Here is a 25,216-nt window from a genome sequence, read left to right on the forward strand (position 1 = left end):
GAGGCGCCCGTGCTCGTGCGTGAGGCGTCCCCTGCCGGGCCTCCCGGCGTGCGGCAGGCGTCGCGCGCCGCGCAGGAGGCGTGCTCCGAGGTGGCGTCGGCGCGTTCGGGCGGGGCCGCCGGTTCGGGGGAGGCGTCCGGGAGCGTGTCTCAGAAGGCGGCGCCGCCGGAGGAGGGCCGGGCGCCGTCGGAAGGGGTGGATCCGGTGCCGGCGGAATTGCCGTCGGTGCTCGCCCAGCACGTGGAGGGGCACCTGGCGGCCGCGCGGGGCATGGCGGCGCTGGTGCCGGCCGTCGAGGCCGCAGCCGACCTGATCATCGAGACCTTCGCCCGCGGCGGCACCCTCTACACGCTGGGCAACGGCGGCAGCGCGGCCGACGCCCAGCACCTCACCGGCGAGCTGATCGGCCACTACAAGCGCGACCGCCGCCCCCTCCCCACGGTCACGCTCACGACCGACGCCACGGTCATGACGTGCATCGCCAACGACTACGCCTACGAGGACGTCTTCGCCCGCCAGGTCCAGGCGCTGGCCCGCCCCGGCGACGTCGTGGCCGCGTTCACCACCAGCGGCAACTCGCCCAACGTGGTCAGCGCCCTCCAAACCGCACGGAGCAACGGCGCGGTGACGGTACTGTTCGGCGGCGGAGACGGAGGCGCCGCAGCAGAGCACGCCGACCACCTCCTCCTCGCCCCCGCCACGGAAACGCCGCGCATCCAGGAGATCCACACACTGATGCTGCACATGATCAGCGAGAAGGTCGACGCTTGGGCGGCCGCATGAAGAGCCGGCCCGCCCCCATGGCCAACGCCCCCTCCGGCGCCCAGCCGCAGGGGCTGCCGCGCGCCCCCCGCCCGGCGGCCGCGCCCGACCGCACCCTGCACATGATCGGCAACGCGCACCTGGACCCGGTGTGGCTCTGGCCCTGGCAGGAGGGCTACCAGGAGGCCCGCGCGACGTTCTGGTCGGCGATCCACCGCATGGACGAGTACCCCGACTTCGTCTTCACCTGCGACCAGGTCGTGCTCCTGTCCTGGGTGGAGGAGTCGGACCCGGAGCTGTTCGCCAGGATCAGGGAGAGGGTCGCCGAGGGCCGCTGGGTCAACGTCGGCGGCTGGTGGGTGGAGCCCGACTGCAACATGCCCTCGGGTGAGTCGTTCGCCCGCCAGGGCCTGTACGGTCAGCGCTACCTGAAGGAGAAGTTCGGCGTCACCGCGACGGTCGGCATGAACGTCGACCCGTTCGGCCACAACGCCATGCTCCCGGCCATCCTGCGCGGCCAGGGCATGGACTCCTACTGCTTCCTGCGCCCGGGACCGCACGAGGCCGAGCTGCCCGGCACGATGTTCTGGTGGGAGAGCCCGGACGGCAGCCGCGTGCTGGCCTACCGGATCCCGTTCGAGTACTGCAGCCCGCCCGGCGAGGTGGCCGGCCAGACGGAGAAGGCGCTGGGCCAGCTCGACCGCTCCCTGAGCGACCTGATGATCTTCTACGGGGTGGGCAACCACGGCGGCGGCCCCACCAAGGCCAACATCGAGTCCATCCACCGCTACGACCGGATGGGCACGTTCGGCGAGCTGACGATGTCCTCGCCGCGCCGCTACTTCGACGAGATGGCCAAGCGCCTGGGCGAGCAGGGCCTGGCCGAGCTGCCGGTGTGGCGCGACGACCTGCAGCACCACGCGGCCGGCTGCTACTCCTCGCACTCCGGCGTCAAGGCGTGGCAGCGGCGGGCGCAGGCGGCGGTGCTGTCGGCCGAGCGCTGGGCCGCCGTCGCCGGCCACGACGCGCGCGCCGACCTGGAGCGGGCGTGGAAGCAGGTGCTGTTCAACCAGTTCCACGACGTGCTGCCCGGCTCGGCCATCGAGCCCGCCTACGACGACGCCCGCGACCAGCTCGGCGAGGCGATCGCGATCTCCAAGCGGATCATCACGCGGGCGCACAACGTGATCGCCCGCGACATCCGCATCCCGCAGGAGGACGGCACCCAGCCGGTGGTCGTCTTCAACCCGCACCCGTGGCCGGTCACGACCCGGGTCGAGATGCAGTACGGCCTCGCGCCCACCGGCGTGCACGTCGTGGACGAGGGCGGCGCCGACGTGCTCTGCCAGCGCATCCAGTCGGTCGCCACCACCGACGACAAGGGGCGCGGCGCCACCGTGTTCCGCGCGGAGCTGCCCCCGCTGGGCTACCGCCTCTACCGCCTGCGCCAGGGCGCCCCCATGCCGACGACCGGCCTGTCCTGCAGCGCGCACCACATCGAGAACGACGTCCTCCGCCTGGAGCTCGACCCCGCCACCGGCTGGCTGTCCAGCCTGCTCGACAAGCGCACCGGCGTGGACCTCATGGCGGGGGCGACCGGCGAGCACACCGTGATCTGCGAGGACCCGACCGACACGTGGGGACACCGGGTCGTCTCCTACGACTGGCCGGGCGAGGCCATGGCCACCACGGGCATCGTGCTGCGCGAGGCCGGCCCGCTGCGGGCCCGCATCCGGGTCGAGCGCGCATGGGGCCGCTCCACGATGGTCGAGGAGTTCATCCTGGGCGCGGGCGACGACGACGCGGTGGAGGTGCGGGTCACGCTGGACTGGCGCGAGCAGGCCCACCTGATGAAGCTGCGGTTCCCGGTCGCGCTGAAGTCGCCGGCGGCCACGTACGAGATCCCGTTCGGGCACCTGAGCAGGCCGGTCGACGGAGCCGAGGAACCGGCGCAGTCGTGGGTGGACCTGTCGGGCGACGGCGCCGGCCTGGCCGTGGTGAACAACGCCAAGCACGGCTACGACGTCTCGCCGCGCTCCCCGGGCCGCAGCCCCAGCATCGGGATCACCGCCGTGCGCAGCCCGGTCTACGCCTGGCACGACCCGCGGCTGCTGGACCCGGAGGGCTGCTACTCCTACCAGGACCAAGGGGCGCAGCGGTTCACGTACCTGCTGGTGCCGCACGCGGGCGACTGGCGGGCGGCCGGGCTCGCGCGGCGGGCCGCGCTGCTGGGCTCCCCGGCGCGGGCGATGCTGGAGAGCTTCCACGACGGCCCGCTGCCCGGCGCGCGCGGCTTCCTGGACGACGGCGGCGGCCAGGTCATGGTGACCGCGGTGAAACTGCACGAGGACGCGCCCCGCGACCTCGTCGTCCGGGCCGTCGAGACCACGGGCCGGGCCGCCGTCGCCACCCTCGACATCCCGCTGGCGGGGGTCAGGCTGACGGCGGACTTCGGGCCGAGCCAGATCCGCACGTTCCGGATCCCGCTGGACGATCCGCTCTCCGCGGTGGAGACCGACCTCGTCGAGCTGACCACCCGCAAGGGCGCGTTCACGGTGGAAGCATGGTGAGCGTCGAGGTGCTCGGCCCCGGGCCGTACACCGTCGACGAGCAGTGGGGCGAGCCGCTGCCGAGCGGCCGCCGCGAGCTGCGCCTGACCATCCGGTACGACGGCGCGGAGCCGGCCGAAGGGACCGTCCGCGTCAGCAGGTCCGTGCCCGCGGCCGACCCGTGGTGGCTGATCCCCGGCCTCTTCTACGGCGAGAACCGGCCCGCGGCCTGCGAGCGGATCTTCCCCCGCTTCGAGGGCGGCGCCGACCGGCCCGAGGAGATGGTGTCGTGCCGGTGGGGGTTCCGCGCGGATCGGGCGGCGACCCCGGCTGTCATGGTCTGGGGCGACATTTCGGGAACCGCGCTGATCGCGGACGAGGTATCGCCGCTCGGCACCACGGGCCTGGCGATCGAGCACACCGTTGAGGACACCGGCGGGGTCGCGACGATCTCGCTGCTGTTCCCGTACCGGGAATTCCCGATCACCTACTACGGCTCCGCGCTCCCGCTGCCCGCCTCCGCGGCCACGCACGTGTGGCAGCCCGGCGAGACGCACGTGATCACGCTGGCGGCGTGCGACCTGCCCGCCGACCGGCACGCGTACGCGCCGCTGCTGCGCGAGGACCGCGAACTGCGCCTGCCCGATGCGCCCATCCTGCCCTGGGAGAGCGTCGAGTCGGCGGCCGGCATCGCCGCCGACGGCCTCTACCGCTGGCACTACGACCCGGACCCCGGCGTGCTGCTGGAGACGGTGGGGTTCGACCGCGAGGTGAGCGGCACCAACGGCGAGCGCGTGGACCGGCAGGCCATGCACGTCGGCTGGGTGAGCGGCATCCCGTGGGCGGCGGCGCTCCTGGAGCACGGGCTGCGGAGGGGGCGGCCCGAGCACGTCGCCGCCGCCGAACGGGTCATCGGCTTCATCTGCGCCAACCTGTCGCCGTCCGGCACCTTCTGGGGCACCTGGTACCGCGGGTCCGGCTGGTCGCAGAGCTGGACCCCGGTCAAGGACGCCCTGCACGCCCGCACGCTGGGCGAGGCGACGCTGTTCCTGGTGCGCGCGCTGCGGCTGCGGCCCGATCCCGAGTGGCTGGCCGCGGCCCGCTCCAACCTGGACGCGATGGTCGCCCGCCAGCGCCCCGACGGCAACCTCGGCACGCTCCACCACGCCGCCACCGGCGAGGTCCTGTCCTGGTCCGGCGCCTCCGGCCTGACCTGGGTGGCCGCCCTGGCGGAGAGCGGCGAGGAGCACTACCTGCGGGCCGCCGTCCGCGCGGGGGAGTACTACGCCTCGTTCGTCGCGGACGAGTTCATCTATGGAGCCCCCGAGGACGTGGACCTCGCGCCGACCTCGGAGGACGGCTACGCGGCGGTGATCGCGTACATGGCGCTGCACCGCCGCACCGGCGAGCGGCGCTGGCTCGACCTGGCCCGCCGCGCCGCCGACTGGACGCTCACCTTCCGCTACACCTACAACGTCCGCTTCGGCCCCCGCACGCCCCTCGGCGTGTACGGCTTCGCCACGCGCGGCTCCGACCAGGCGTCCCCGTCGAACCAGCACGTGCACGCGTACGGGCTGGTGTGCACGGCCGAGCTGATCGAGCTGTCGGAGGCCCTCGGGGATCCGTACTACGCGGAGCGGGCGCACGAGACCCTGGAATGTTTCCGCCAGCTGCTCCCGGCCGCCGACGGCGACGTCAACGCCTACCGCGGCATGATCACCGAGCGCTACTACCAGACGGACTGCTTCCAGCCGAAGGGCATGTACCTGACGCTGTCGCACGCCTGGAGCGCCGGGGTGCTGCTGCTGGCCTGCGAGCAGGTGCTCTCCCGGCAACGGGCGGAAGCCGGCCGGGAACTGAGCGGGGACGCACAGCTGGCCTAGGCGCTCGCCGTGCCGAGGGGTGGGCGAGGACCCTGGGGTGGGTCCCCTTACGCTCGAACGTATGCGAGTGTTCGTCACCGGCGGCACCGGGGCGATCGGCGGTCACGCGGTCCCGGCGCTGCTCACCGCGGGACACGCGGTGACCGCCCTCGCCCGCACCCCGGCCAAGGCCGCCGCGCTCCGAGACCGCGGCGCCACCCCCGTCACCGTGTCGCTCTTCGACCGCGAAGCCCTGACCTCGGCGTTCGCCGGGCACGACGCGGTGGTCAACCTGGCGAGCGCCATCCCGCCGATGAGCAGGTTCATGAGCGCCAGGGCGCAGCGCGAGAACCACCGGGTGCGGACCGAGGGCTCGGCCGCGGTCGTGGACGCCGCGCTCGCCGCCGGCGTCGGCCGGGTCGTGCAGGAGTCGGTCAGCATGCTCTACCGCGACCAGGGCGACCGCTGGATCGGCGAGGACGCGCCCGTGGATCACTTCCCGCTGACCCGCGGCAACTTCGCCGCCGAGTCGAGCGCGCACCGGTTCGGGAAGGAGGGCGGCGGCGCGGGCGTGGTGCTGCGCTTCGGCTGGTTCTACGGGCCCGGGGCCGAGCACAGCGAGCAGATGTACGCCCAGGCCCGCCACCACGTCGGCATGGTCCTCGGCCGCCCGGACGGCTACGTCTCCTCCATCCACCTGGCCGACGCCGCCACGGCGGTCGTCGCGGCTCTGGGGGCGCCCGCGGGCACGTACAACGTGGTCGACGACGAGCCGCTGACCAAGCGCGCGTACGCCGACGCCCTCGCCCGCGCCGCCGGCTCCCGCCTGTGGCTCCGCGTCCCCGGCCGCGCCGCCCACCTCTTCGGCCACCGCCTCACGTCCCTCACCCGCTCGCTCCGGGTCAGCAACGCCCGCTTCCGCGAGGCCACCGGCTGGGCCCCGCGCTACCCGAGCGCCCGCGAGGGCTGGCTCGCCACCGCCGCCGCGCTCACCTGACGCGTGGGACAGTTCTTCGCCCTCCGGGCAAGGGATCGAGGCGCGGCCCTCAGCCCGGCCGGTTCGGGGGGGACGTCCTTGACGAAGATGAGCCCATCGCATTCGGCCAGGTGGTCTGGTTCCAGCGGGAAATACAGGTAGTCGGCGGACATGTCCGTGCGCAGGGCCGGTTTCCTGCCCTCGCCGTCGAGGGCCGCGGCCAGCCCGGGGGCGTCGACGACGTAACCGCTCCCGGGAAGCGTGTACAGCAGCCCCTCCACGGTGTCCGGGTGCGGGACGCCGAGTCCCTGGTGCCGGACGGTGCCGAGGGCCGAGGCCAGCCAGGCGTACCGGTCGCCCAGCCGGGCGCTGACGATCGACCCCGCGCTCCACCACTCCACCGGCAGGCCGGGCAGCTCCCACGTGCTCTTGTGCCGCTGGAGGTGCCGGTTCTGGGCGTAGACCAGCGTGGGCCCGTGCTCGGCGATCGCCTCGAGGTTGCCGGCCATCATCACGTCACGCAGCCCCATGAGCCGCGACACCCGGGGCGGGGACGTGTCGGCCATCCAGAAGTGGTAGCGGAGCAGGCCGGTCGCGGTGCGCCCGTGCAGGCACGCCCGCCACCAGGCCTCCCGCGAGGTCGCCGCGATCAGGTGGGGCGTCTGCGTGTCGAGCAGCGCGACCAGGTCGTCCGCGATGAGACGCAGCTCCCTGGCCTCGGCGGACCGGCCTGCGGACTGGGCGGGCTCCATGGCCGCCGCCGGATTCGTCCACTGTTCGTCGGCGCCGATCAGCCGGTCGAGCGTCTCCGCGGTGCAGGGAAGGAGCCCGGCGTCCACCGACGCGGCGAGGTAGCCGTGCAACGCGGTGAGCGCCTGCCGCGGGCTGGCGGCCACGGTCATCTCCAGCGGCCCGTCGAAGCCGAAGAACCGCAGCCGGTCCTCTGCGGGCCGGTCCTCGTTGTACGCGCGCATCCAGCGGACGAGCTCCCGAGTGGCAGGCGAGGCGCCGAACCCGTGGCTGAAGCCGCGCGCCATGACGTCGTCGAGCGTCCCCGTGCCCGCCGTGACGTAGTCGTCCACGGCCAGCCCCATGAGACAGTCGCTCTCGAGGGCGAACGACCGGAAGCCCTCGTGCTCGACCAGATGCCGGAAGATCTCGTTGCGCAGTTCGAGCAGCGCCTCCTCGCAGTGCTTGGCCTCGCCCAGCCCGAGCAGCCGTGGCCGGGCCGGGAGCGACCGGAGGAAGCTCGTGACGGCGGCGCCGTCGAGGGCGCGGGCGAATGGATCGGGGGTCATGACGGATCCTGTTCTCTTCGCGGACACCGAAGGCTTACCTCAACTGTATCGTTGAACTTTCTGTGTAAGCTTGAGGCCGATATCAGCCCTTTTTTGAGGTCAGACCTTCAAATCATGGTGAACGCGCGACTCAGGCCGGTGGACCTCGCCCGCGAGCACGGCCTGTCCACCCAGGCGATCAGGAACTACGAGCAGGCCGGCATCCTCCCGCCCGCCGCGCGCACGCCCCACGGCTACCGCACCTACACCCCGCTCCACGCGCAGGCGCTCCGCGCGTTCCTCGCTCTGGTGCCCGGCCACGGCCACCAGACCGCGACGTCGATCATGCAGGCGGTCAACCGGGACGCGGCCGAGGACGCGCTGGAGCTCATCGACGAGAGCCACACCCGGCTGCTCGACGACCGCCGCACCCTCCTCGCCGTGGAGAACGCCCTCCGCGACCTCGCGCCCGCGGCCGTGGACGACGAGCCCGAGCCCGGCGTCACGTTCATCGGGCCGCTGGCCAGAAGGCTCGGGATCCGGCCCGCGACGCTGCGCAAGTGGGAGCGTGCCGGGCTGGTGCAGCCGCGACGGGACCCGCGGACCGGTTACCGCGTCTACACCGCGGCGGACGTGCGGGACGCCCGGCTGGCGCACCAGCTCAGGCGGGGCGGATACCTGCTGGAGCAGATCTCCCCGCTGATCGCCCAGGTACGGGCCGCCGGCGGGCTGGCGCCGCTGGAGTCCGCGCTGCGCGAGTGGCGCGGCCGGCTGTCGGCCCGCGGGCGCGCGATGCTGGCCGGCGCGGCCGAACTCGACGCCTACCTCCGCCGCCGCTCCTCGGGCGACGAGGGCGCCGAATGACGCAGCAGGCGGCACCCGCCGCGACCTCAGCTCCCGACGGGCTCCGCGCGCAGCCTCGCCGAGTGCTTCACCAAGGTGATCAGGACCTCCCTGCTCGAGTCCCGCTTCCGCGCGTCGCACATGATGATCGGGATTGACGGGTCGAGCTGGAGCGCCAGGCGTACCTCGTCCAGTTCGAACGTCGGCGCCCCCTCGAAGCAGTTGACCGCCACCACGAACGGCGTGCCGCGCCGCTCGAAATAGTCCACCGACGGGAAGCAGTCCGCCAGCCGCCGCGTGTCCGCCAGGATGACCGCGCCGAGCGAGCCCTCCGCCAGCTCGTCCCACACGAACCAGAACCGCTCCTGCCCTGGCGTGCCGAACAGGTAGAGGACGTAGTCGTTGCCCAGCGTGATCCGGCCGAAGTCCATCGCCACGGTCGTGGTCCGCTTGGCCTCCACCGAGGTGAGGTCGTCGATGCCGACGCCGCGGTCGGTGAGGATCTCCTCCGTCCGCAGCGGCCGCGTCTCGGAGACCGCGCCGACCATCGTCGTCTTGCCCGCGCCGAAGCCCCCGGCGATCAGGATCTTGATCGCCGTCGGCAGGCGCGGACGCTCAGAGCGAGCGAAGACCATCGAGCACCGCCCTGTACATCTTCATGTCGTGCATGTCCACCTCGGATTGCGGTTCCTGGGCAGAGACGAGTTCGCGGTCGAACAGGTCGCCGAGCAGCACGCGGATCGTGCCGGCCGGCAGGTCCAGATGGGCGGCTATCTCGGCGACGGACTTGGGCTCGCGGCACAGCTGGAGGATCCGCAGGTGCTCGGGGTCCAAGCCGGCGTCCGGGCCCGGCGGCGGGCCGATCGCCAGTGCCATGGAGATCAGGTCGAATTTCCCGTGTGCCGGCTGCGTCCGGCCCCGCGTGACGACGTAGGGCCGGACGATCTCCGGGTCGACCCATTGCTCGTCCGTCGGGCCGTCCGTGCCGGTCACCGCTCGCTCCTGGCCACGGCCTCGGCGTTGCGGGCGCCCGAGGTGAGGTATTGGCCCACCCGGGCCACCATCATCGCCATCTCGTACGCGATCAGCCCGATGTCCGCGCCCTGCGCGCACAGCACGGCCAGGCAGGCGCGCTCGCCCGCCGTGGTCACGATGAGGAACTGGTTGCGCCACTCCACGACGGTCTGCCGCACCGCGCCCCCGGCGATGTGGTCGGAGACGCCCTTGGCCAGGCTCTGCAGCCCCGAGGCCACGGCGGACAGGTGCTCGCCGTCGGTGCGCTGCAGTCCGGCGGAGGAGGCCATCAGCAGGCCGTCGGAGGACAGCACGATGGCGTGTTCGGCCTCCTTGATGCGGCCGACGAGGTCGTCGAGCAGCCAGTTGAGGTCGGTGCCCGAGGTGGGGGTCATGGTGCCTCGCCTCCCGACTGCTCCTCAAGCATCCTGGCCGCCTCCGTGCGGCCGAGGCGGGTGCCTGACTGCAGAGATCCCATCATCGCGCGGATCTCCTCCGGCGAGCGCTCGTCATCGTCCTCCTCGAAGTCGGGCTGCGTGGGCATGTCGTCCCGCAGCGGCGGCGCAAGGTTGGCCTGGGGCACGCGCAGCGGCAGCCCTGACGGTGTGAACTCGGCCACGGGTTGCTGCTCCGGTTCCGCCGGTGGTTCAGGGTCTGGCTCTGGTTCGGGGGCGGGTGCCTTGGCCGGCGACGAGACCGGGGCGGGCGCGGGGACCGGGGCGGGCATGGGCGCCGGGGCGGGCACGGGCGGAGGGGTGGGCACCGGGGCCGGGCGCGCGGGCTTGAGGGTGCGCACGTTCTCCCCGGTGATGGGGCGCGCCGCCGTGGCCACGGCCGTCGGCCTGCGCGGCAGCCGCTCCCCGGCCTCGCCGCTCTGCGGCCGCGGCGCGGGGTCGAGCTGGACGAGGTCCTGCGGCAGCAGCACCACGACCGTCGTCCCGCCGTACGGGGACGCCTTGAGCACCACCTGGATGTCGTGCCGCTTGGCCAGCTGGCTGACCACGTAGAGCCCCAGCCTGGCGGTGCCGGTGATGCGGAACTCCGGCGGGTTCGCGATGCGCTCGTTCGCCGCCTCCAGGTCCTCCGGCTTCATGCCGAGGCCCCGGTCCTCGATCTCGATCACGTACCCGTTGGCCACGAGCTGCCCGCCGACCTGCACGTTCGTGTACGGCGGGGAGAACGACACGGCGTTCTCGATGAGCTCGGCCAGCAGGTGGATGACGTCGCCGACGGCCCGGCCGACGAGCACCACGTCGCCCATCGGCAGGAGTGTGACCCTGGTGTAGTCCTCGACCTCGGCCAGCGCGCCGCGCACGACGTCGACCATGGGCACCGACCGGCGCCACGTGCGGGCGGGGGAGGAGCCGGAGAGCACGATGAGGTTCTCCGCGTTGCGCCGCATCCGGATGGCCAGGTGGTCCAGCCGGAACAGCTCCTTCAGCTCCTCGGGGTCGGTCTCGCGGCGCTCCATCACGTCGAGCACGGTGAGCTGCCGGTGCACCAGGCCCTGCGTCCTGCGGGCCAGGCTGAGCAGGATGTCGCGGATGCTGCGGCGCAGCTCCGCCTGCTCGGCGGCCACCTGGATCGCGGTGCGCTGCACGGTGTTGAACGCCTGGCCCACCGAGCCGATCTCGTCGTCGCCGAACTCCAGCGGCGGCGCCTCCTTGGCCACGTCCACCACCTCGCCGTGGCCGATGCGCTCGACCACGCCGGGGAGCCGCTCGTCCGACAGTTGGTGTGCGGCGTCACGCAGCTTGCGGAGCTGGGCGAGCAGCGACCGGGTGGTGGTGATGGACAGGATGATCGAGGCCACGACGGCGATGAGGCCGAGCCCGCCGGCCAGGACGAGCCGGACGATCACCCCTACGGCGACGGGGGTGGCCCGCTCCACGAGGCGGTCGCCCGCGCCGAGCACCATCGCGTTGAAGTCGTTCAGTGCACGGTCGACCGCCTTCTTCCACACGGCGGCCGAGAACGGCAGGATCCCCACCTCGGGCCCCTGCTCGGTCACCTGCTTCTCCAGGGCCTTGAGCGTGGTGAGCGCCGCGCCCTCGGCCGTCCTCTGGTATGCGGCCTTCTCGCTGCCGGGCAGATCGGCCGCGGCCTGCTCGGCGATCAAGCGCCAGGCGCCCACGGTCTGCGTGAACTGCGCGTGCTCGGACGGCGTCAGCCGGCCTTCGGCGAGCGCGCCCGCGAGCAGCGCGTCCTCCCTGGCGATGACCTCCCTGGCCCGGCTCAGGGCCACCAGAGTGCGGGTGTCCTTGGCCAGGGCCTTGTCGTCGAGGCTGGCCATCGAGCCGTAGAGGGCGTAGATCGCGTCGATCACGTCGCTGTAGGCGTCGGTGGCCTGGATCCGGTTCAGCCGGCCGGCGTCGACGGCCTGCCGGGTGCCCTTGATCCCGTCGAGCCGCCGGAACACGTCGGCGAGCTGCGCGGCACCCGCGTCGTCGAGCGCCCAGTCGACGATGGTGGCGCTCGCGGAGTCCTTGAAGGCGGCGAGCGCCTGGTCGGTCCGCGTCCGCTGGCCATTGAGGTCGTCGCGGGCGCGGATGCTGTCGTCGCTCAGCCTGACCGCCGAGACGCGGCGCTCCTTCTGCAGCTCGACGAGGAGGGGTTCGCTGGGCTGCGCCAAGCTGGTGTCGAGCTGGGAGACCCAGAGCAGGTTGACGCCTTCGCGCAGGGTGACCCACGCGGCGAAGGCCCACAAGGCCGCCAGGGAGAGTAGCAGAGCGGTAATTTTGGTGCGCAGTCGCGTTGCGCTGCGGAAGCTCATCGTACCCACCCTGTGATGTGATTGCGGCGCCGATCGCCAGTACGCATGGGGCGACGGACCGTGACGATCAAGGGACTCTAGCGCACCGGCAAAGCGGCTCTCAAGCAACACAGAACACTTTGCTGCATGAATATCCCGTGTTTGACTCTATTGGTCAATAGTCTGGTTAATAACTATTCTTCCATGCATGAGTACTCCTAACTCGGGCGCATACTTCGGCATCCGCAACGACCTCGCCGATCGCCTGCTCGCGGGCTCCCATCAGCTCGCCGGAGTGCCCGAGCCGGACAGGAGCACCGTCCTGGACGCCGCGCTCGACGCCGTGCCGGAGGCGGTGCGGCTCCTGCGTCCCCACGCGCCCTCGCTGGCCGACGGCGACCACGCGGCCAGCCGGCTGGCCTTCAGCTGTCTGTCGGCCGCGGCGAGCTTCCCCCGCGCTCCGCGGTCCCAGATCGCCGAGCTCGGGGTGCTGGCCGCGATCCTGTTCGGCGTCGACGACATCGCCGACAACGTCGCGGCCCCCGCCTCCCCGCACGACGTCGCCGCGCTTTTCGGCCGGCTGTCCGCTCTGCTGTCCCGGGAGGGGGACGCCTCCGGGGAGGAGGAGACGGTGCGTGCCTGGAATGCCTGGTGCGCCCGCTTCCGCGGGTACGAGGGGGCCGCGGCGTACGCGCCGATCCTGGCGGAACAGCTCGCGCTCACCGGGGACGCCATGGCTCGCGAGCGCGAATGGGCCGGGGGTGGCGAGCCGTGGCCGGCGTACGAGCGGTATCTGGACAACGCCGTTCCGTCGTTCCTCTACCACGTGTGGTGGGCGGCCGCCCTGGCGATCCGCGGCCCGGCGTCCGCCGGCGCCGCGCACTGGCGGACCCTCCTCCCGGCCACCGATCTCGGCGCCGCCTGCCTGCGGCTGGCCAACGACATCCGGACCTTCGAACGGGAGAGGACCGAGGGCAAGCCGAACGCCGTCCTCGTCCTGGAGCGCGCGGGCATGACGACCGGTGAGGCGGTCGAGAGCGTCTCGGCCCACATCGCCGAGCTCAACACCGCCTTGGCGGCCGCCTTCGAGGCCCTGCCCGCCGAACTGGAGCCGGTCGCGGACGGGCAGCGCAGGTGCGTGGCCTTCGGCGGCGGCTGGTACATGGCCAGGGACACCCATGACTACACCGTCCGTGACCTGGCCGAGGACGCGCGCCGGGCCAGGTAGGAGGCGGCGAGCACGGCGGCGCGGGTCACCGCGAGCGGCGCGTACAGGTCCTTGTCGTGCCACAGCGGCGGATGGTCCGCGCGCATGAGGTGCTTCAGCCCCCGTTCCGCGGCACGCGGGCGCGACGGGTCGGCGTGCCCTCGGGTCAGCAGCAGGACCTGGATGGCGTAGGCGGTCTCCTCGGCGGTGCCCTCCCAACGGCCCCAGGAGCCGTCCGGCCTCTGCGTGTCCAGCACCCACGCGACGGCGGCCTGCACCGCCTTCTCCGACGCCTCCCCGCCGAAGGCGTCCAGCGCCAGCGCGCAGCTGACCGTGGCGTAGTACGGCGAGGCGTGCCAGCGGTCCGTCCAGCGTCCGTCCGGTTCCTGCCGGTCCCGGATCCAGGCGGCCACCTCGGCGATGGTCCGCTCGTAGCGGGGGGCCGCCTCGGGCCGGGAGGCCGCGTACTGGCCGAAGGCGTCCAGCACGTGCGCGTTGACGCTGACCGAGACGCCTTGTTCCCCCGGCCACGTGGAGAAGCGCGTGCCGGTGCGGAACCGCCACAGGCTGTCCGGCTCGTGCGGTGCTCCCGACAGCGCCAGTGCGTACAGCGCCACGGAGGTCGTGTCGGCGTCCGAGGGCAGCCCCGGTCCCGCGGCCGCGCCGCGGGGGCCGATCGCCGCCCGCAGGTCGGCCGTCATCTCCGGCGGCGTCTCGACGGGCACGCCGGCGCGCACCAGCCAGCTCAGCACCCAGGCCCGCTCGAACACCGTGATCGGCAGCCCGACCGGCACCGGGCCGCCGTGCAGCCGGACCACCGCCTCCAGGTGGCCCCGGGCCGGTTCGTAGGGGTCGCGTGGCTCGCCCAGCCAGGCGGCGGTCGCCGCGGGGGAGGCGCCGACGGTGCCGATGGGCGTGGGCCGGATGCCGGGTGCCCCCGCCGCCTCCAGACCGGCGACCTCCAGGGCGTGGAGCAGCTTCTCCGGGATCTCCGCGCCCGAGGCTATCCACGACCTGATCAGCTGGAGGGTGTCCTCGCTCATGCCCTCGGGCAGCGGCAGCGGCGGGTGGCCGGGTAAGTCCGCGAGGCGCCGGTTGATGAGGGACACCAGGCAGGGCACGATGTGCTCGATCGCCGGCATGTCGGGTAAGTCCATCCGTTTGCTCAGCCAGCCGCCCAGCACCCGCAGGCCCTCGTGAGCCGTGCGCATGAGGGTGTGCCGGTCGGTGCCCGGGTCGCCGCGGGTCAGCGCGGCCAGGATCGCCTCGGTGGCGCTCAGCGTCGGCACCAGGCCGTACCCGTCGGGCCCGCCCCACGCGCCGTCCCGCCGCTGGGCGCCGGTCAGGAAGTCGATCCGCTTGAGGTGGCCGGTCAGCCAGGGGGCGAGCGAGACCACCCGGCCGGTCTCGTACACCGAGGGCGACACCTGGCCCCACGGCCGCAGCATGAGGCTCGTGATCAGCTCTTCCGCGGTGTTCACGCCGCCGGCTCCACTCTCAGCAGGATCCTCTCCTTCGGCCGCGCCGACGCGCCCGCCGCCGTGGTGAACCTCTGAGGGTTGGCCAGCGTGAGGCGGTACCTGCTCAGCAGGGCGGCGATCACCAGGGGGGCCTCGACCTGGAACAGGTGCCGGCCGAGGCAGACGTGCGGGCCCGCGCCGAAGGGGAAGAACGCGTACCGGTGCCGCTGCGCGCCCTTCTCGTCCCGCCAGCGCTCCGGGTCGAACGTCAGCGGCCGGTCCCAGAACTCCGGCAGCCGGTGGGTGGTGTACGGGCTGACCAGCACCTGCGAGCCGGCCGCGACCCGGACGCCGCCGATCTCCGTGTCCACCGCCGCCTGGCGGGGGAACATCCAGCTCGCCGGATGGAGGCGGAGCAGCTCCTGCAGGACCATGCCCAGGTAGGGGAGCCGGGCGACGTGGGACGGCCGCACCGGCTCGCCGCCCACCACCTGCGCGATCTCCTCCCGGAGCCGGGAGTCCACCTCGGGATGGTCGTGCAGCACCGGCCACAGCCAGGTCAGCGTCATCGCCGTGGTCTCGGTGGCCGCGCCGTAGATGCTCACCAGGTCGTCGCGCACCTGTCGCAGATCCGCCGCGTCCCCCTGATCGCTTCTGGCGGCGACCAACGCGGACACCACTTCCTTGCCGCGTGTCTTCTCGCGCAGGGCCTGCTCGATGACGGGGCTGATGATCTCGTCGATCCGCTTCGCGGCTCTCAGGAAGGCGCGGTCCCCGGGGACCTTGATCGAGTACGGCGCGAACGGGAACAGCAGGCGGAACCCGATCGACGTGGCACACGTCGCGAACTCGGGCGCCAGCCGGGCGGCGGTCTCCCCGGTGATCCGGCCGCCGAACAGGACCTGGATGACCGCCTGATTGACGATCGTCATCATGTGCCGGCCGCCGTCGATCAGCCGGCCCGTCCGCGCGTGAACGTCCAGCTCCCGGACGCACCCGGCGATGAAGACCGCCATGTCCTCGGCCAGGGAAGCGATGTACCGGGCGGTGAAGAGCGGCTGGAGGATCTTCCTGGCCGACGCCCACTCCTCGCCGTCGCCCAGGATGCTCCTGCCGGTCAGGCGTCGCACGGGCCGCCAGAACATGCCCTCGCGCCGGAACGTCTTCCAGTCGGTTTTGAGCACCTGCTCCACATGGTCCGGATGCGAGATCAGGTACGGGCGGAAGGGGCCCAACTCGAGCCGCACCACCCGGCCCCCGGCCTCGACGCCGATCGTGGCCAGTGCGTTGACCGGGTCTTTCAGAAGCCGGGGGATGGCCTGGTGAATCGGGAGGACTTTCGGGCGGGTCACGGAGGCGTCCGTGGCAGGCGGCATGGCAGCGATCCCCTGATCCATATGCGATATATAGCTATAAGTCCGGCTATGTGACTTTTAAGCGTTTTGTGGATTCTCGCATGGAGAATAGTTGATGATCAAATTGGGGAGCGGCGGGCGGCTGGGGCAGGGGTGAGGCTGGAGTCCTGAATCGCCACGTATGCCCCCTTGGGGTGCTCTGGCCCGTTACTGCACGTCGCGGACATTTGTGACAAATGTCAATCTATGTAGGGAGTGTCCCATGTCGGACATGGGAAGTTCAACATCGAACGAGGTTGGAGCGCCAGTTGAGTCACAGCCTTCCGCTGGTCGGCGCCACGGTTGAGCGTTGCCGGCGCCTGTTCGAACCCGCCCTCCGTGAGGCGGTCTCCACGCTGGACCCTTGGGGCGCCCGGATGGCGGCGTTCGCGCTGGGCTGGTCGGACGCGGACGGCAGACCGTACCACGGGGACGGTGGCAAGGGCGTGCGGCCCGCCATCGCCCTGCTCAGCGCCGAGGCCGTGGGCGCGCCGGCGGAGTCGGCGCTGCCCGTGGCGGTGGCGGTGGAGCTGGTGCACGCCTTCTCGCTGGCGCACGACGACATCATCGATCACGACGAGCGGCGCAGGCACCGGGAGGCGCTCTGGAAGGCGTACGGCGTGGGCCCCGCGCTGCTGACCGGCGACGCGCTCCTGGCCTTGGCGGTGCGGGAGCTCGCCGGGCTGCCGGAGGCGATGAAATACCTGTCGGCGGCCCTGGTCGAGCTCGTCCGCGGGCAGAGCGCCGACATGGCCTTCGAGAACCGGCCCTGGCAGGGGCCCAACGCGGTGACGATCGCCGAGTACACGGAGATGGCCGCGGGCAAGACCGGCGGCCTGCTGGGGGCGGCCGCGGCGGCGGGCGTGACCCGGGGCGCGGCTTCCGGAGCGCCGGGGCTCGCGGACCGGATGTGGGAGATGGGGCGCGACCTGGGGGTGGCCTTCCAGATCGCCGACGACATCCTCGGCATCTGGGGCGACCCGAACGTCACCGGCAAGCCCGTATACAACGATCTGCGCCGCGACAAGAAGACCCTCCCCGTCCTGGCCGCGTTGTCCGCCGACCTCCCCGCCGCCCGCGAGCTCGCCTCCGTCCTCTCCACCGGGGTGACGGACGAGCCGTCGCTCCGCCACGCCGCCCACCTCGTGGAGGAGGCCGGCGGCCGCGCCGCCGCGCAGGCGCTGGCCGACCGCCGCCTGTCGTCGGCCCTCGCCGCCCTGGACGAGTGTCTCCCCGGGGCGACGGAACTCCGCGCCCTGTGCGCGGCTCTGGCGAACCGCGCCCGCTGAACACCCCGGCTCCCGCGCGGACCGTCCGCCTGCCCCTCCCGAGCGGCGGCCTCCGCCGGGAGCACCCCGGGGATGGCGGGCCGGCCCTGCGGGTGGTCAGGGGCGGGAGGCCTCGTCCAAGAGGGACAGCTCCTCCGCGCTCAGCCTCAGCTCCGCCGCCGTCATCAGCGCCTGCAACTGCTCGACGTCACGCGCGCTCGCGATCGGCGCCGTGATCGTCGGCTGGGCCGAGAGCCAGGCCAGCGCCACGGAGGCCGGCTGGACCGAGCGCTCGGCCGCCACCTTGCCCAGCGCCTCCTGGGTCCGGCGACCGTGCTCGGTCGCCAGGTATTCGGCGGCCTTCCCGGCCCGCGGGCTGTCAACGGTCACGCCGGGCGCGTACTTGCCGGTCAGGAAGCCGCGCGCCAGCCCGAAGTACGGCGTGCTGGCCAGCCCTTCCCTCGCCACCACGTCCCGCAGCTCGCCCTCGTAGCCCCGCTCGACCAGGTTGTACTGCTGCTGCAGGGCGACGTACCGGACCAGCCCCTCGTCGTCGGAGATCTTGAGCGCGTCCGCCAGCCGGCCCGCGCCGTGGTTCGAGGCGCCGATGTACCGGACCTTGCCCTCGCGCACCAGCGCGTCGAACGCGGCCAGCGTCTCCACCACCGGCGTGTCGTGGTCGTCCACATGCGCCCAGTAGAGGTCGATGTAGTCGGTGCGGAGCCGCCGCAGCGAGTCCTCGACCGCCGTGCGGATGGTGGCCGGGGCCAGCCCCTCCAGCCCTTCCAGCATGCCGACCTTGGTGGCGAGGACGAGCGAGTCGCGGTTGCGCCGGTCGGCCATCCACTCGCCGATGATCATCTCGGAGGTGGACTCGCCGGTCGCCCAGTGCGGATACACGTCGGCGGTGTCGATGAAGTTGCCGCCGCCCTCGACGTACGCGTCCAGGACCGCGAACGACGTCTCCTTGTCCGCCGTCCAGCCGAAGACGTTGGTGCCGAGCGATATCGGGAAAACGGACAGGGCCGTGGTTCCTATTGATCTCATCCCGCTATTATCCGCGCATCCAAAAAGGAGGCCTTCGATGGCTCCCCGGTTACGCGGTTGCCTGGTCGGCGCGGTCGTCGCCGGCGGATTGTTCCTGGTGGGCGTGGCGGTCCTGCTGCCCTCCGGCGAGCGCCGGGCCGGGCCGGAACCCTCACCCTCCCCGACCGGAACCCCGCAGGCGCGGGTGGTGGCGGAGCGGCGGCTCGACGGGCGCAGGATGGAGCTCACCATCAGGTCCCCGGCGCTCGGCGACGCCGTCACGAAGGTACGCCTCCTGCTCCCGCACCGCTGGGAGTCCCGCCGCGACTGGCCGGTGCTGTGGCTGCTGCACGGCGGGCTCGACGACCACACCTCCTGGACCGCCAGGACCGACGTCGAGGCGCTCACCCGCGACACCGGCGTGCTGGTCGTGATGCCCGACGGCGGCAGATGCGGCAGCTACTCCGACTGGTGGAACGGCGGCGACGGCGGCCCGCCGCGCTGGGCGACCTACCACCTGCGTGAGCTGCTGCCGCTGCTCGAATCCCGCTACCGCGCGGGCCCGCGCCGCGCGATCGCCGGCTACTCGATGGGCGGCCAGGGCGCCATGCTGTACGCGGCCGAGGGCCGCTTCGCGGCGGCGGCCTCGTTCAGCGGCGCCCTGCACATCCTCACCCCCGGCGTGCCGCAAGCCGTGATGGCCGGCACGGTGATCGGCTGCTTCGGCACCGACTGGAAGCGCATCTGGGGCGACCCGCGGGCACAGCGCTCCGTCTGGCGGGCGCACAACCCCTACGACCGCGCGGCGCGGCTCAGGGGCGTCGAGCTGTACGTGGCCGCGGGGGAGGGGGACCTGGTGGAGGACCTGGCGAACCGGGCGGCCAGGTCGTTCACCGCCCGGCTGGACGAGCTCGGCATCCCGGTGCGCACCCACTTCTACCGCGGCGGCCACAACCACGCGTACTGGGAGAGGGAGCTGCACCGGGCCTACCCGATGCTCATGGCCGCGATCGGCGCGCGCTGACCGCATCCCCGCCCAAGGGCGAGCGGGCGGGCGCGAGGTGAGAGGAGAGCGCCGGGGCGGGCGCGGCCCGGGGGCGTTGAGTCGGCGGGCGGCGGCGGCCCCGGATCGGTCCTGGGCGGCGGGCGACGGCCCCGGCGTCAGTGGTGTGCGGCTGGCGGCGGCCCCGGATCGGTCCTGGGCGGCGGGCGGCGGCCCCGGCGTCAGCGGTGTGCGGCGGACAGGTCGAGGTCGCGTGGTGTCAGCAGCCAGACCAGCAGGGCGGCCGCCAGCATCAGCGCCGCGCCCGCCCCGCAGGCCAGCGTCAGCGAGCCGGTGAACGCCGCCGTCGCCCGCCCGGCCAGCTCCGCGCCCGCCGCGCCCAGCTCGCCGGCCACGTCCAGTGCGCCGCCCAGCGACTCCCGCGCGATCCCGGCCGCCGGTCCGTCGTAATCGAGCGCGCCTCGGTACGCGGCCGCCGCGACGCTGCCGAGCACCGCCACGCCGAGCGCCCCGCCGATGTCGTAGCTGGTCTCCTCGATGGCGGCCGCGCTGCCCGACTTCGCGGCGGGCGTACCCGACATGATCACCGCGGAGGCCACCGCCAGCGCGCCGTTCCCGACGCCGATCAGCACCAGCAGGCCCGCGACCGGCCAGTAGCCCAGCGGCGCGGGCGCCACGACCAGCAGCAGGAAACCCGCCGCCATCACCGCCAGCCCGCCCGCGAGCACCGCGCGGGCGCCGATCCTGGCCGCGAGCGCCGGGGCGAGCGGCGAGGCCACGAGCGCGGCCAGCGCGGCGGGCAGCAGCCGCACGCCCGCCTCCAGCGGCGAGTAGCCCTGCACGAGCTGCATCCACTGCGCGAGCAGCAGCAGAACCGCCCCCATCGCGATCGACGTGGCCAGCGCCGTCGTCACCCCGGCGGAGAACGGCCCGCTGCGGAACAGCCTGAGCTCCAGCAGCGGATCGGGCCTGCGCAGGCACCGCGCGGCGAACCAGCCCAGCGCCACGGCCGCGACCGCCGTCGCCACCAGTGCGCCCGGCGAGGTGAGGCCGTGCTTGCCGAAGCTCTTGACCGCGTACACCAGCGCCACCATGCCCGCCATCGACAGGACCGTGGCGAGCGCGTCCCAGCGGCCGGGGCGCGGATTCCTGGACTCCGGCAGCAGGAACAGCCCGGCGCCGATCGCGGCCGCCATGACGGGGACGTTCAGCAGGAACGCCGAGTGCCAGGTGAAATGCTCCAGCAGGAACCCGGCCAGGATGGGCCCCAGCGCGGCGCCCACCGCGGCCATCGCCGACCACACGCCCAGCGCCCTGGCGCGCTCACCGGGGTCGGCGAACAGGTTGCGGATCATGGAGAGCGTGGAGGGCATGATCATCGCACCGCCGACGCCGAGCAGCGCCCGTACCGCGATCACCTCCGCCGGGCTGCCGGCGAGCAGCACCGTCAGCGAGGCCAGCCCGAACACCGCCAGCCCGGTCAGCAGCATCCGCTTGCGTCCCCACCGGTCGCCCAGCGCGCTCACCGTGACCAGCAGTCCGGCCAGCACGAGCCCGTACGCGTCCACGATCCACAGCTGCTCGATCGAGCTCGGCCGCAGGTCCGCCGAGAGTGCCGGCAGCGCGACGTTGAGCACGGTCATGTCCATGACCACGAGCAGCACGCCGGCCGACAGCACGACCAGGCCGGCCCAGCGGCGCCTGGCCGAGACGGGTGGTGTGGTGATCGTCATGAGTCCCCCCGCCGGGATGCGGCGCCATACAGGAAGGTGTCCATGAGCAGCCTCGGGGCGTCCCTGCGGGCGAGGTCGCCGCGGCGCAGGCCGTCGCGCACGGCCACCAGCAGCCCGTACATCACGTAGCCCACCCAGGGGGCGGGCAGCCGGTCGCTCAGCAGGCCCGCGCGCTGGGCGGCGGCGTAGAAGGCGTTCTCGCGCGCCTCCAGCTCCTCGGCGCGGCGCAGCAGCTCGGGGTGGACCGCGAGGGTGTAGTCGGTCAGGCCGAATCCGTACTCGTCGGCGATCTCGATGAAGGCGGCGAGCAGGGCGTTCAGCGCCTTCTCGAGCTCGTCCCGGTCACCGGAGGCGGTGGCCGCGTCGAGCCCGGCGGCCAGCTGGGCCTGCTCCCACTGATCGTGGGCGCGGTGGCCGAGGGCCACCATCAGCTCCTCGCGGCTGCTGAAGTGCCGGTGCAACGTGGCCCTGCTGATGCCGACCGCCTCGGCGAGCTGCGCCATGGAGGCGGACGGATCCTTGTTGAGGTGGTGGATCGCCGCGGTCATGATCTGGTCCCGGCTCATCGCCATAAGACATCACCGTATCAATCGAGACATTTTCGTCTCAGATGCTACATCATTGTGTCGTTCGGCCGGTGTCGTAGCCATGAAGCCGCAGGTGGCGCTATGGTTCGTGCTGTGGTGACGGGTGACGCGCGCACGCGCATCCTGGACGCGGCAGAGGAGCTGTTCGCGGGCTCCGGCTACGAGGCCACTCCGACTGCGGTCATCGCCAGGCTCGCGAAAGTGCCCAAAGGGCTGGTCTTTGACTATTTCCCGCGCAAGATCGACGTGCTCGTCGCTCTTGTGAACGAGCGCACGCACATCGAGGAGGGGCGCGAGGTCGACGCGGTCCCCGGCGATCCGGCCGGCACACTGGCCAGGCTCGCCCGCGGGCTGCCGCTGCGGGCCTCACCGGCGATGCGGCGCATCCTGTTCCGCGAGGCCGACACGCACGGCTCGGTCAAAGAGCGGCTCAGCCGCCTCAACGGCGAGCTGGCCCGGCGGGCCCGGTTCGCGCTGGAGCTGGCGTTGCCCGGGGCGCGCGGCGACGCGGCCAGGCTTGAGGCGGCGGCCGCCATGTTCGCCGCCGTCCTCATCTACCAGGAAAACCTCTGGCAGCTAACCGGCCACCAGATCGACCCCGACGCCGTCGCGGAACTCATCGCCCACGCACTCGTCTAGCAGCTCCTCCAGCGCCGTACGCAGGTGGGCGAGCAGGCCCCACACGTCGTCCACGCGCTCGGGGCAGGCGACGATGCCGAAGTCGAGCATGCCGTCGTACGAGAAGCAGGTGATGTTGAGGCCGCCGCTCATGTCGGTCAGGACCGACAGCGGGTAGTACGACAGCACCCGCCCGCCGCACAGGTACAACGGGAACTGCGGGCCCGGGACGTTGCTGACGATCAGGTTGATCGGCGGGAACGCCAGGCCCGCCAGCCGGAAGATCGCCGGCGTGGCCAGGCCGGACACCGGGGCGGGCAGCACGGAGCACAGCTCGCTCAGCCACGTCGCCGGGGCCAGCGCGAACCGCCGCTTGGCCCGGCCCATGGTCGCGCCGACCGCCTCCAGGCGCTCGCGGGGGTCGGAGACGTTCGTGGGCATGGGGGCGACCATGGCGGAGATCTGGTTGCCCACCACGTCCTTCGCCCCCGCCGTGCGGACCGCCACGGGGACGGCGACGATCAGCGGCTCCTCCGGCAGCGCGTCGCGCTCGCTCAGCCACGAGCGCAGGGCCGACGTGCACAGGGTCATGACCACGTCGTTGACGCTCATGCCGTTGGCCTTGGCGACGTTCTTGACGTCCTTGAGCGGGACGGAGCCGAAGGAGAGGTGGCGGCGGGCGCTGATGGGGCCGTTGAACGGGGTACGGGGGACGGACAGTTTCGGCAGCTCGGGGCGGTCGGGCCGGTCGCGGGCCACCATCCGCGCCGCCCTGGCGATGAGTTTCGCGCCGGGCAGGGACGCCGCCAGCGGAATGGCGTCCAGGTCCCCGGCCACCCTGACCACCGACTGGACGGCCTGGACCGGGTGCGTGGCCGTCCGCACGGCGGCTCCCGCCAGCATGCCGATCACTCCGGGAGTCTTGTGGTCTGCGCCGGGCGTGAGCCGCTCACCGTCGGACGCGTCGGCGTCCTGGCCCGTCGCCTCGCTCCGATCGGCGGGTCCTCCGCCGGGGACGCATCCGCTCCGCCGGCCCCGGCCGGCGAGGTCGCCGTTCGAGGACTGCGCAGGCTGCTCGCGGGCCGCCTGGTCGGTCGTGCGGAGCCGGCGGCGAGTGAGGTGGCCGTCCGGGGTGAGGTCGAGCAGGGCGGCCAGCGTCTCCGCGCCGGAGACGCCGTCGATCGCGGCATGGTGCACCTTCGTGTAGATGGCGACCCTCCCGCCCGGCAGCCCGTTGATCAGGTGCATCTCCCACAGCGGGTGCGCCCGGTCGAGCCGGCGGGCGTGGAGCCGCGCCACCGCCTCCGCCAGTTGCCAGTCGTGACCCGGCGCGGGCAGCGTCAGCTCGAACAGATGATTGCCGAGGTCGAAGTCCGGGTCCGGCACCCAGTAGGGACGGTCCAGCCCCAGGGGCACCTCGGCCAGTCGCAGGCTGAGCGCGGGGGACAGGTGCAGCCGGTCGAGCAGCAGCTCCGTGAGCGCCTCCCTGTTGACCGCCCCGTCCGCCGAGTCGAGGATCGCCAGTCCGGCCACGTGCGCGGCGGTGGTCGCCGTCTCGACGTTGAGGAACTGGGCGTCGAGTGCGGTCAGCTGGCGCATCTGCTCTCCTTTTCCCGGCGTGTAGGCAGCATCACATGGGGGGATTTCGAGAAGGTTTCCGCGAGAGTCTTTCAGATGAATTCAGCTTCGCCGAACAGGCGTAAAGGGAATCTCCAGCTCAGCCGGGATAAGTGACATTTACCTATCCGATGACAACCTGAATCGGGTGTTGCACGACCGCGTCGAAGTGATAGCCGGAAGGATGCCGGGGCGTGAACAGGGGCTGTGTGGCGCCGGTCTCGTCGGTCGCCCTGGCCATGAGAAGGTATTTTCCGGGGCGGCGCGGGGCCCACGAGACGTGCCACGGCAACCAGGCGCCGACCAGGTGATGCCCGTGATGTGCTGCCTCCCGCCAGTGGAGGCCGCCGTCGAAGCTGACCTCGACCCTGACGATCCTGCCCCGCCCCGACCAGGACCGGCCGTGCAGGACGAGCGGGCCGTCGAGAGGCAGGCGGGCATTCCAGGCGAGCTCGAAAGCGCTCTTCACCGGATTCGTCGTGACGTCCGCGTAAAAGACCGTGTTCCACGGGGTGAAGAGCTTCGTGGTTGAAACTTCTATGTCACCGAGCCATTTGATGGAGGCTATTCCCACCCACCCCGGCACCACCAGTCGCACCGGAAATCCATGGTCCGGCGGCAACGGCTCGCCGTTCATCTCGTAGGCCACGAGCACGTCGGCCATGGCCTTGCCGATCGGCAGCGGCCTGCGTACGTGGCCGTAGTGCTCGAAGGGCGCGTCGAGGCCGGACGGCAGCACGTCCACCGCCTCGGGCAGCACTCCGGCCTCCTCGAGCAGGTGTTTCAGCGGCACCCCTCGCCACCGCGCCACCCCGATCGCCCCCAGGCCCCACTGCGTGCCGGGGGCGGGGGCGTGCTGCTGCGTCCCGTAGAAGCGCCGCCCGTTCCCCGCGCACTCGATCGCCACGTCGTACGTGCGCGACGGCATGGCGCGCAACTCGTCGTAGCCGAGCTCGCGCGGGCGCCGGATCCCCGCGCCGTGCAGGCGCAGGCGCCAGGTGGTGACGTCGATGAGAGGTGTGGAGGTGTGGTTGCGCACGAAGAAGCGGTCGACCGGGGTGTGGTAGCCCTGCCCTGACATGGCCTCCCATCGCATCTCGGCACTCCCGTCGTGCACCTTGAACAGGTGGCCGGGCAGCGGCTTCACGATCGTCGCCGTGGCTTGCATCACCGAACTCACCTCCACAACACTCATTCCCTATCTGTAAACCATTTAATCTCCTCCGTTGTCTCTCCGTCCGGGAGAGCTCGGGAACGTTCTCTCTACC

General features: G+C 72.4%; 21 protein-coding genes. 9 read left to right on the forward strand and 12 right to left on the reverse strand.

Features of this window, described 5'->3' with window-relative positions:
- Nucleotides 1-9: 9 nt before the first annotated feature.
- The 4 genes from ID574_RS06035 (at nt 10) to ID574_RS06050 (ending at nt 6,170) form a co-directional block, all read left to right on the forward strand.
- On the forward strand, nt 10-783 hold the full coding sequence (locus ID574_RS06035) for a D-sedoheptulose-7-phosphate isomerase (RefSeq protein WP_223166388.1): 774 nt from the start codon (nt 10-12) through the stop codon (nt 781-783).
- Nucleotides 780-3,332, forward strand: a complete 2,553-nt coding sequence (locus ID574_RS06040) for an alpha-mannosidase (RefSeq protein ID WP_188187724.1) — start codon at nt 780-782, stop codon at nt 3,330-3,332. The genes ID574_RS06035 and ID574_RS06040 overlap by 4 nt, the downstream gene beginning before the upstream one ends.
- Nucleotides 3,326-5,194 carry a YyaL domain-containing protein gene (locus tag ID574_RS06045; protein ID WP_188187725.1) on the forward strand — a complete coding sequence of 623 codons (1,869 nt, stop codon included), beginning with the start codon at nt 3,326-3,328 and terminating at the stop codon, nt 5,192-5,194. The genes ID574_RS06040 and ID574_RS06045 overlap by 7 nt, the downstream gene beginning before the upstream one ends.
- 61 nt (nt 5,195-5,255) lie before the next feature.
- The gene (locus ID574_RS06050; RefSeq protein ID WP_188187726.1) at nt 5,256-6,170 is read left to right on the forward strand and encodes an NAD-dependent epimerase/dehydratase family protein; all 915 of its coding nucleotides are present in this window, start codon (nt 5,256-5,258) and stop codon (nt 6,168-6,170) included.
- On the opposite strand, the gene ID574_RS06055 is transcribed toward ID574_RS06050, so the two are convergent.
- Nucleotides 6,119-7,447 carry an erythromycin esterase family protein gene (locus ID574_RS06055; RefSeq protein WP_188187727.1) on the reverse strand — a complete coding sequence of 443 codons (1,329 nt, stop codon included), beginning with the start codon at nt 7,445-7,447 and terminating at the stop codon, nt 6,119-6,121. The genes ID574_RS06050 and ID574_RS06055 overlap by 52 nt on opposite strands.
- A 114-nt stretch (nt 7,448-7,561) precedes the next feature.
- Here ID574_RS06055 and ID574_RS06060 point away from each other — a divergent pair, with 114 nt between their 5' ends.
- The gene (locus tag ID574_RS06060) at nt 7,562-8,290 is read left to right on the forward strand and encodes a TioE family transcriptional regulator (RefSeq protein ID WP_188187728.1); all 729 of its coding nucleotides are present in this window, start codon (nt 7,562-7,564) and stop codon (nt 8,288-8,290) included.
- Nucleotides 8,291-8,316: 26 nt separating this feature from the next.
- Here the strand turns inward: ID574_RS06060 and ID574_RS06065 are convergent, their stop codons facing one another.
- The 4 genes from ID574_RS06065 to ID574_RS06080 are packed head-to-tail and all read right to left on the reverse strand — an operon-like array spanning nt 8,317 to nt 12,056.
- A complete protein-coding gene (locus tag ID574_RS06065; protein ID WP_188187729.1) occupies nt 8,317-8,904 on the reverse strand; it encodes a GTP-binding protein in 588 nt (195 codons plus the stop codon).
- Entirely contained in the window at nt 8,885-9,262 is a 378-nt protein-coding gene (locus ID574_RS06070) for a DUF742 domain-containing protein (protein ID WP_188187730.1), read from the reverse strand. The genes ID574_RS06065 and ID574_RS06070 overlap by 20 nt, the downstream gene beginning before the upstream one ends.
- Entirely contained in the window at nt 9,259-9,678 is a 420-nt protein-coding gene (locus tag ID574_RS06075; RefSeq protein ID WP_188187731.1) for a roadblock/LC7 domain-containing protein, read from the reverse strand. Before ID574_RS06075 ends, ID574_RS06070 begins: the two co-directional genes overlap by 4 nt.
- Entirely contained in the window at nt 9,675-12,056 is a 2,382-nt protein-coding gene (locus tag ID574_RS06080; RefSeq protein WP_188187732.1) for a sensor histidine kinase, read from the reverse strand. The genes ID574_RS06075 and ID574_RS06080 overlap by 4 nt, the downstream gene beginning before the upstream one ends.
- A gap of 187 nt (nt 12,057-12,243) precedes the next feature.
- On the opposite strand from ID574_RS06080, the gene ID574_RS06085 reads away from it, so the two are divergent.
- On the forward strand, nt 12,244-13,263 hold the full coding sequence (locus ID574_RS06085) for a terpene synthase family protein (RefSeq protein WP_188187733.1): 1,020 nt from the start codon (nt 12,244-12,246) through the stop codon (nt 13,261-13,263).
- On the opposite strand, the gene ID574_RS06090 is transcribed toward ID574_RS06085, so the two are convergent.
- Nucleotides 13,218-14,723, reverse strand: coding sequence for a prenyltransferase/squalene oxidase repeat-containing protein (locus ID574_RS06090; protein ID WP_223166389.1), 1,506 nt, complete (start codon nt 14,721-14,723; stop codon nt 13,218-13,220). The genes ID574_RS06085 and ID574_RS06090 overlap by 46 nt on opposite strands.
- A complete protein-coding gene (locus tag ID574_RS06095) occupies nt 14,720-16,054 on the reverse strand; it encodes a cytochrome P450 (protein ID WP_188187734.1) in 1,335 nt (444 codons plus the stop codon). The genes ID574_RS06090 and ID574_RS06095 overlap by 4 nt, the downstream gene beginning before the upstream one ends.
- A 311-nt stretch (nt 16,055-16,365) precedes the next feature.
- Here ID574_RS06095 and ID574_RS06100 point away from each other — a divergent pair, with 311 nt between their 5' ends.
- On the forward strand, nt 16,366-17,385 hold the full coding sequence (locus ID574_RS06100) for a polyprenyl synthetase family protein (protein WP_223166390.1): 1,020 nt from the start codon (nt 16,366-16,368) through the stop codon (nt 17,383-17,385).
- A gap of 96 nt (nt 17,386-17,481) precedes the next feature.
- On the opposite strand, the gene ID574_RS06105 is transcribed toward ID574_RS06100, so the two are convergent.
- The gene (locus ID574_RS06105; protein ID WP_188187736.1) at nt 17,482-18,411 is read right to left on the reverse strand and encodes an aldo/keto reductase; all 930 of its coding nucleotides are present in this window, start codon (nt 18,409-18,411) and stop codon (nt 17,482-17,484) included.
- Nucleotides 18,412-18,448: 37 nt separating this feature from the next.
- Here ID574_RS06105 and ID574_RS06110 point away from each other — a divergent pair, with 37 nt between their 5' ends.
- Nucleotides 18,449-19,414 (forward strand): alpha/beta hydrolase, encoded by a 966-nt coding sequence (locus ID574_RS06110; protein WP_188187737.1) that lies wholly within the window; start codon nt 18,449-18,451, stop codon nt 19,412-19,414.
- A gap of 200 nt (nt 19,415-19,614) precedes the next feature.
- Here ID574_RS06110 and ID574_RS06115 read toward each other — a convergent pair whose 3' ends face one another.
- Together ID574_RS06115 and ID574_RS06120 are read right to left on the reverse strand one after the other, a co-directional pair.
- Nucleotides 19,615-21,126, reverse strand: coding sequence for an MFS transporter (locus ID574_RS06115; protein ID WP_188187738.1), 1,512 nt, complete (start codon nt 21,124-21,126; stop codon nt 19,615-19,617).
- Nucleotides 21,123-21,692, reverse strand: a complete 570-nt coding sequence (locus tag ID574_RS06120; RefSeq protein WP_223166391.1) for a TetR/AcrR family transcriptional regulator — start codon at nt 21,690-21,692, stop codon at nt 21,123-21,125. The genes ID574_RS06115 and ID574_RS06120 overlap by 4 nt, the downstream gene beginning before the upstream one ends.
- 102 nt (nt 21,693-21,794) lie before the next feature.
- Here ID574_RS06120 and ID574_RS06125 point away from each other — a divergent pair, with 102 nt between their 5' ends.
- Nucleotides 21,795-22,352 carry a TetR/AcrR family transcriptional regulator gene (locus tag ID574_RS06125; protein ID WP_188187740.1) on the forward strand — a complete coding sequence of 186 codons (558 nt, stop codon included), beginning with the start codon at nt 21,795-21,797 and terminating at the stop codon, nt 22,350-22,352.
- Here ID574_RS06125 and ID574_RS06130 read toward each other — a convergent pair.
- Nucleotides 22,290-23,930 (reverse strand): WS/DGAT/MGAT family O-acyltransferase, encoded by a 1,641-nt coding sequence (locus tag ID574_RS06130; protein ID WP_188187741.1) that lies wholly within the window; start codon nt 23,928-23,930, stop codon nt 22,290-22,292. The genes ID574_RS06125 and ID574_RS06130 overlap by 63 nt on opposite strands.
- 142 nt (nt 23,931-24,072) lie before the next feature.
- Nucleotides 24,073-25,116 carry a sulfite oxidase gene (locus ID574_RS06135; protein ID WP_223166508.1) on the reverse strand — a complete coding sequence of 348 codons (1,044 nt, stop codon included), beginning with the start codon at nt 25,114-25,116 and terminating at the stop codon, nt 24,073-24,075.
- Nucleotides 25,117-25,216: the final 100 nt, after the last annotated feature.

The organism is Nonomuraea sp. SYSU D8015 (assembly GCF_008065375.1).
GTDB lineage: Bacteria > Actinomycetota > Actinomycetes > Streptosporangiales > Streptosporangiaceae > Nonomuraea.

What these genes read in the sequence shown, in the direction of transcription:
- ID574_RS06040 (WP_188187724.1), top strand. Translation starts at nt 780, where the DNA reads ATGAAGAGCCGGCCCGCCCCCATGGCCAACGCCCCCTCCGGCGCCCAG.
- ID574_RS06045 (WP_188187725.1), top strand. Translation starts at nt 3,326, where the DNA reads ATGGTGAGCGTCGAGGTGCTCGGCCCCGGGCCGTACACCGTCGACGAG.
- ID574_RS06050 (WP_188187726.1), top strand. Translation starts at nt 5,256, where the DNA reads ATGCGAGTGTTCGTCACCGGCGGCACCGGGGCGATCGGCGGTCACGCG.
- ID574_RS06055 (WP_188187727.1), bottom strand. Translation starts at nt 7,447, where the DNA reads ATGACCCCCGATCCATTCGCCCGCGCCCTCGACGGCGCCGCCGTCACG.
- ID574_RS06060 (WP_188187728.1), top strand. Translation starts at nt 7,562, where the DNA reads ATGGTGAACGCGCGACTCAGGCCGGTGGACCTCGCCCGCGAGCACGGC.
- ID574_RS06065 (WP_188187729.1), bottom strand. Translation starts at nt 8,904, where the DNA reads ATGGTCTTCGCTCGCTCTGAGCGTCCGCGCCTGCCGACGGCGATCAAG.
- ID574_RS06075 (WP_188187731.1), bottom strand. Translation starts at nt 9,678, where the DNA reads ATGACCCCCACCTCGGGCACCGACCTCAACTGGCTGCTCGACGACCTC.
- ID574_RS06080 (WP_188187732.1), bottom strand. Translation starts at nt 12,056, where the DNA reads ATGAGCTTCCGCAGCGCAACGCGACTGCGCACCAAAATTACCGCTCTG.
- ID574_RS06085 (WP_188187733.1), top strand. Translation starts at nt 12,244, where the DNA reads ATGAGTACTCCTAACTCGGGCGCATACTTCGGCATCCGCAACGACCTC.
- ID574_RS06105 (WP_188187736.1), bottom strand. Translation starts at nt 18,411, where the DNA reads ATGAGATCAATAGGAACCACGGCCCTGTCCGTTTTCCCGATATCGCTC.
- ID574_RS06110 (WP_188187737.1), top strand. Translation starts at nt 18,449, where the DNA reads ATGGCTCCCCGGTTACGCGGTTGCCTGGTCGGCGCGGTCGTCGCCGGC.
- ID574_RS06115 (WP_188187738.1), bottom strand. Translation starts at nt 21,126, where the DNA reads ATGACGATCACCACACCACCCGTCTCGGCCAGGCGCCGCTGGGCCGGC.
- ID574_RS06120 (WP_223166391.1), bottom strand. Translation starts at nt 21,692, where the DNA reads ATGAGCCGGGACCAGATCATGACCGCGGCGATCCACCACCTCAACAAG.
- ID574_RS06125 (WP_188187740.1), top strand. Translation starts at nt 21,795, where the DNA reads ATGGTTCGTGCTGTGGTGACGGGTGACGCGCGCACGCGCATCCTGGAC.
- ID574_RS06130 (WP_188187741.1), bottom strand. Translation starts at nt 23,930, where the DNA reads ATGCGCCAGCTGACCGCACTCGACGCCCAGTTCCTCAACGTCGAGACG.
- ID574_RS06135 (WP_223166508.1), bottom strand. Translation starts at nt 25,116, where the DNA reads ATGCAAGCCACGGCGACGATCGTGAAGCCGCTGCCCGGCCACCTGTTC.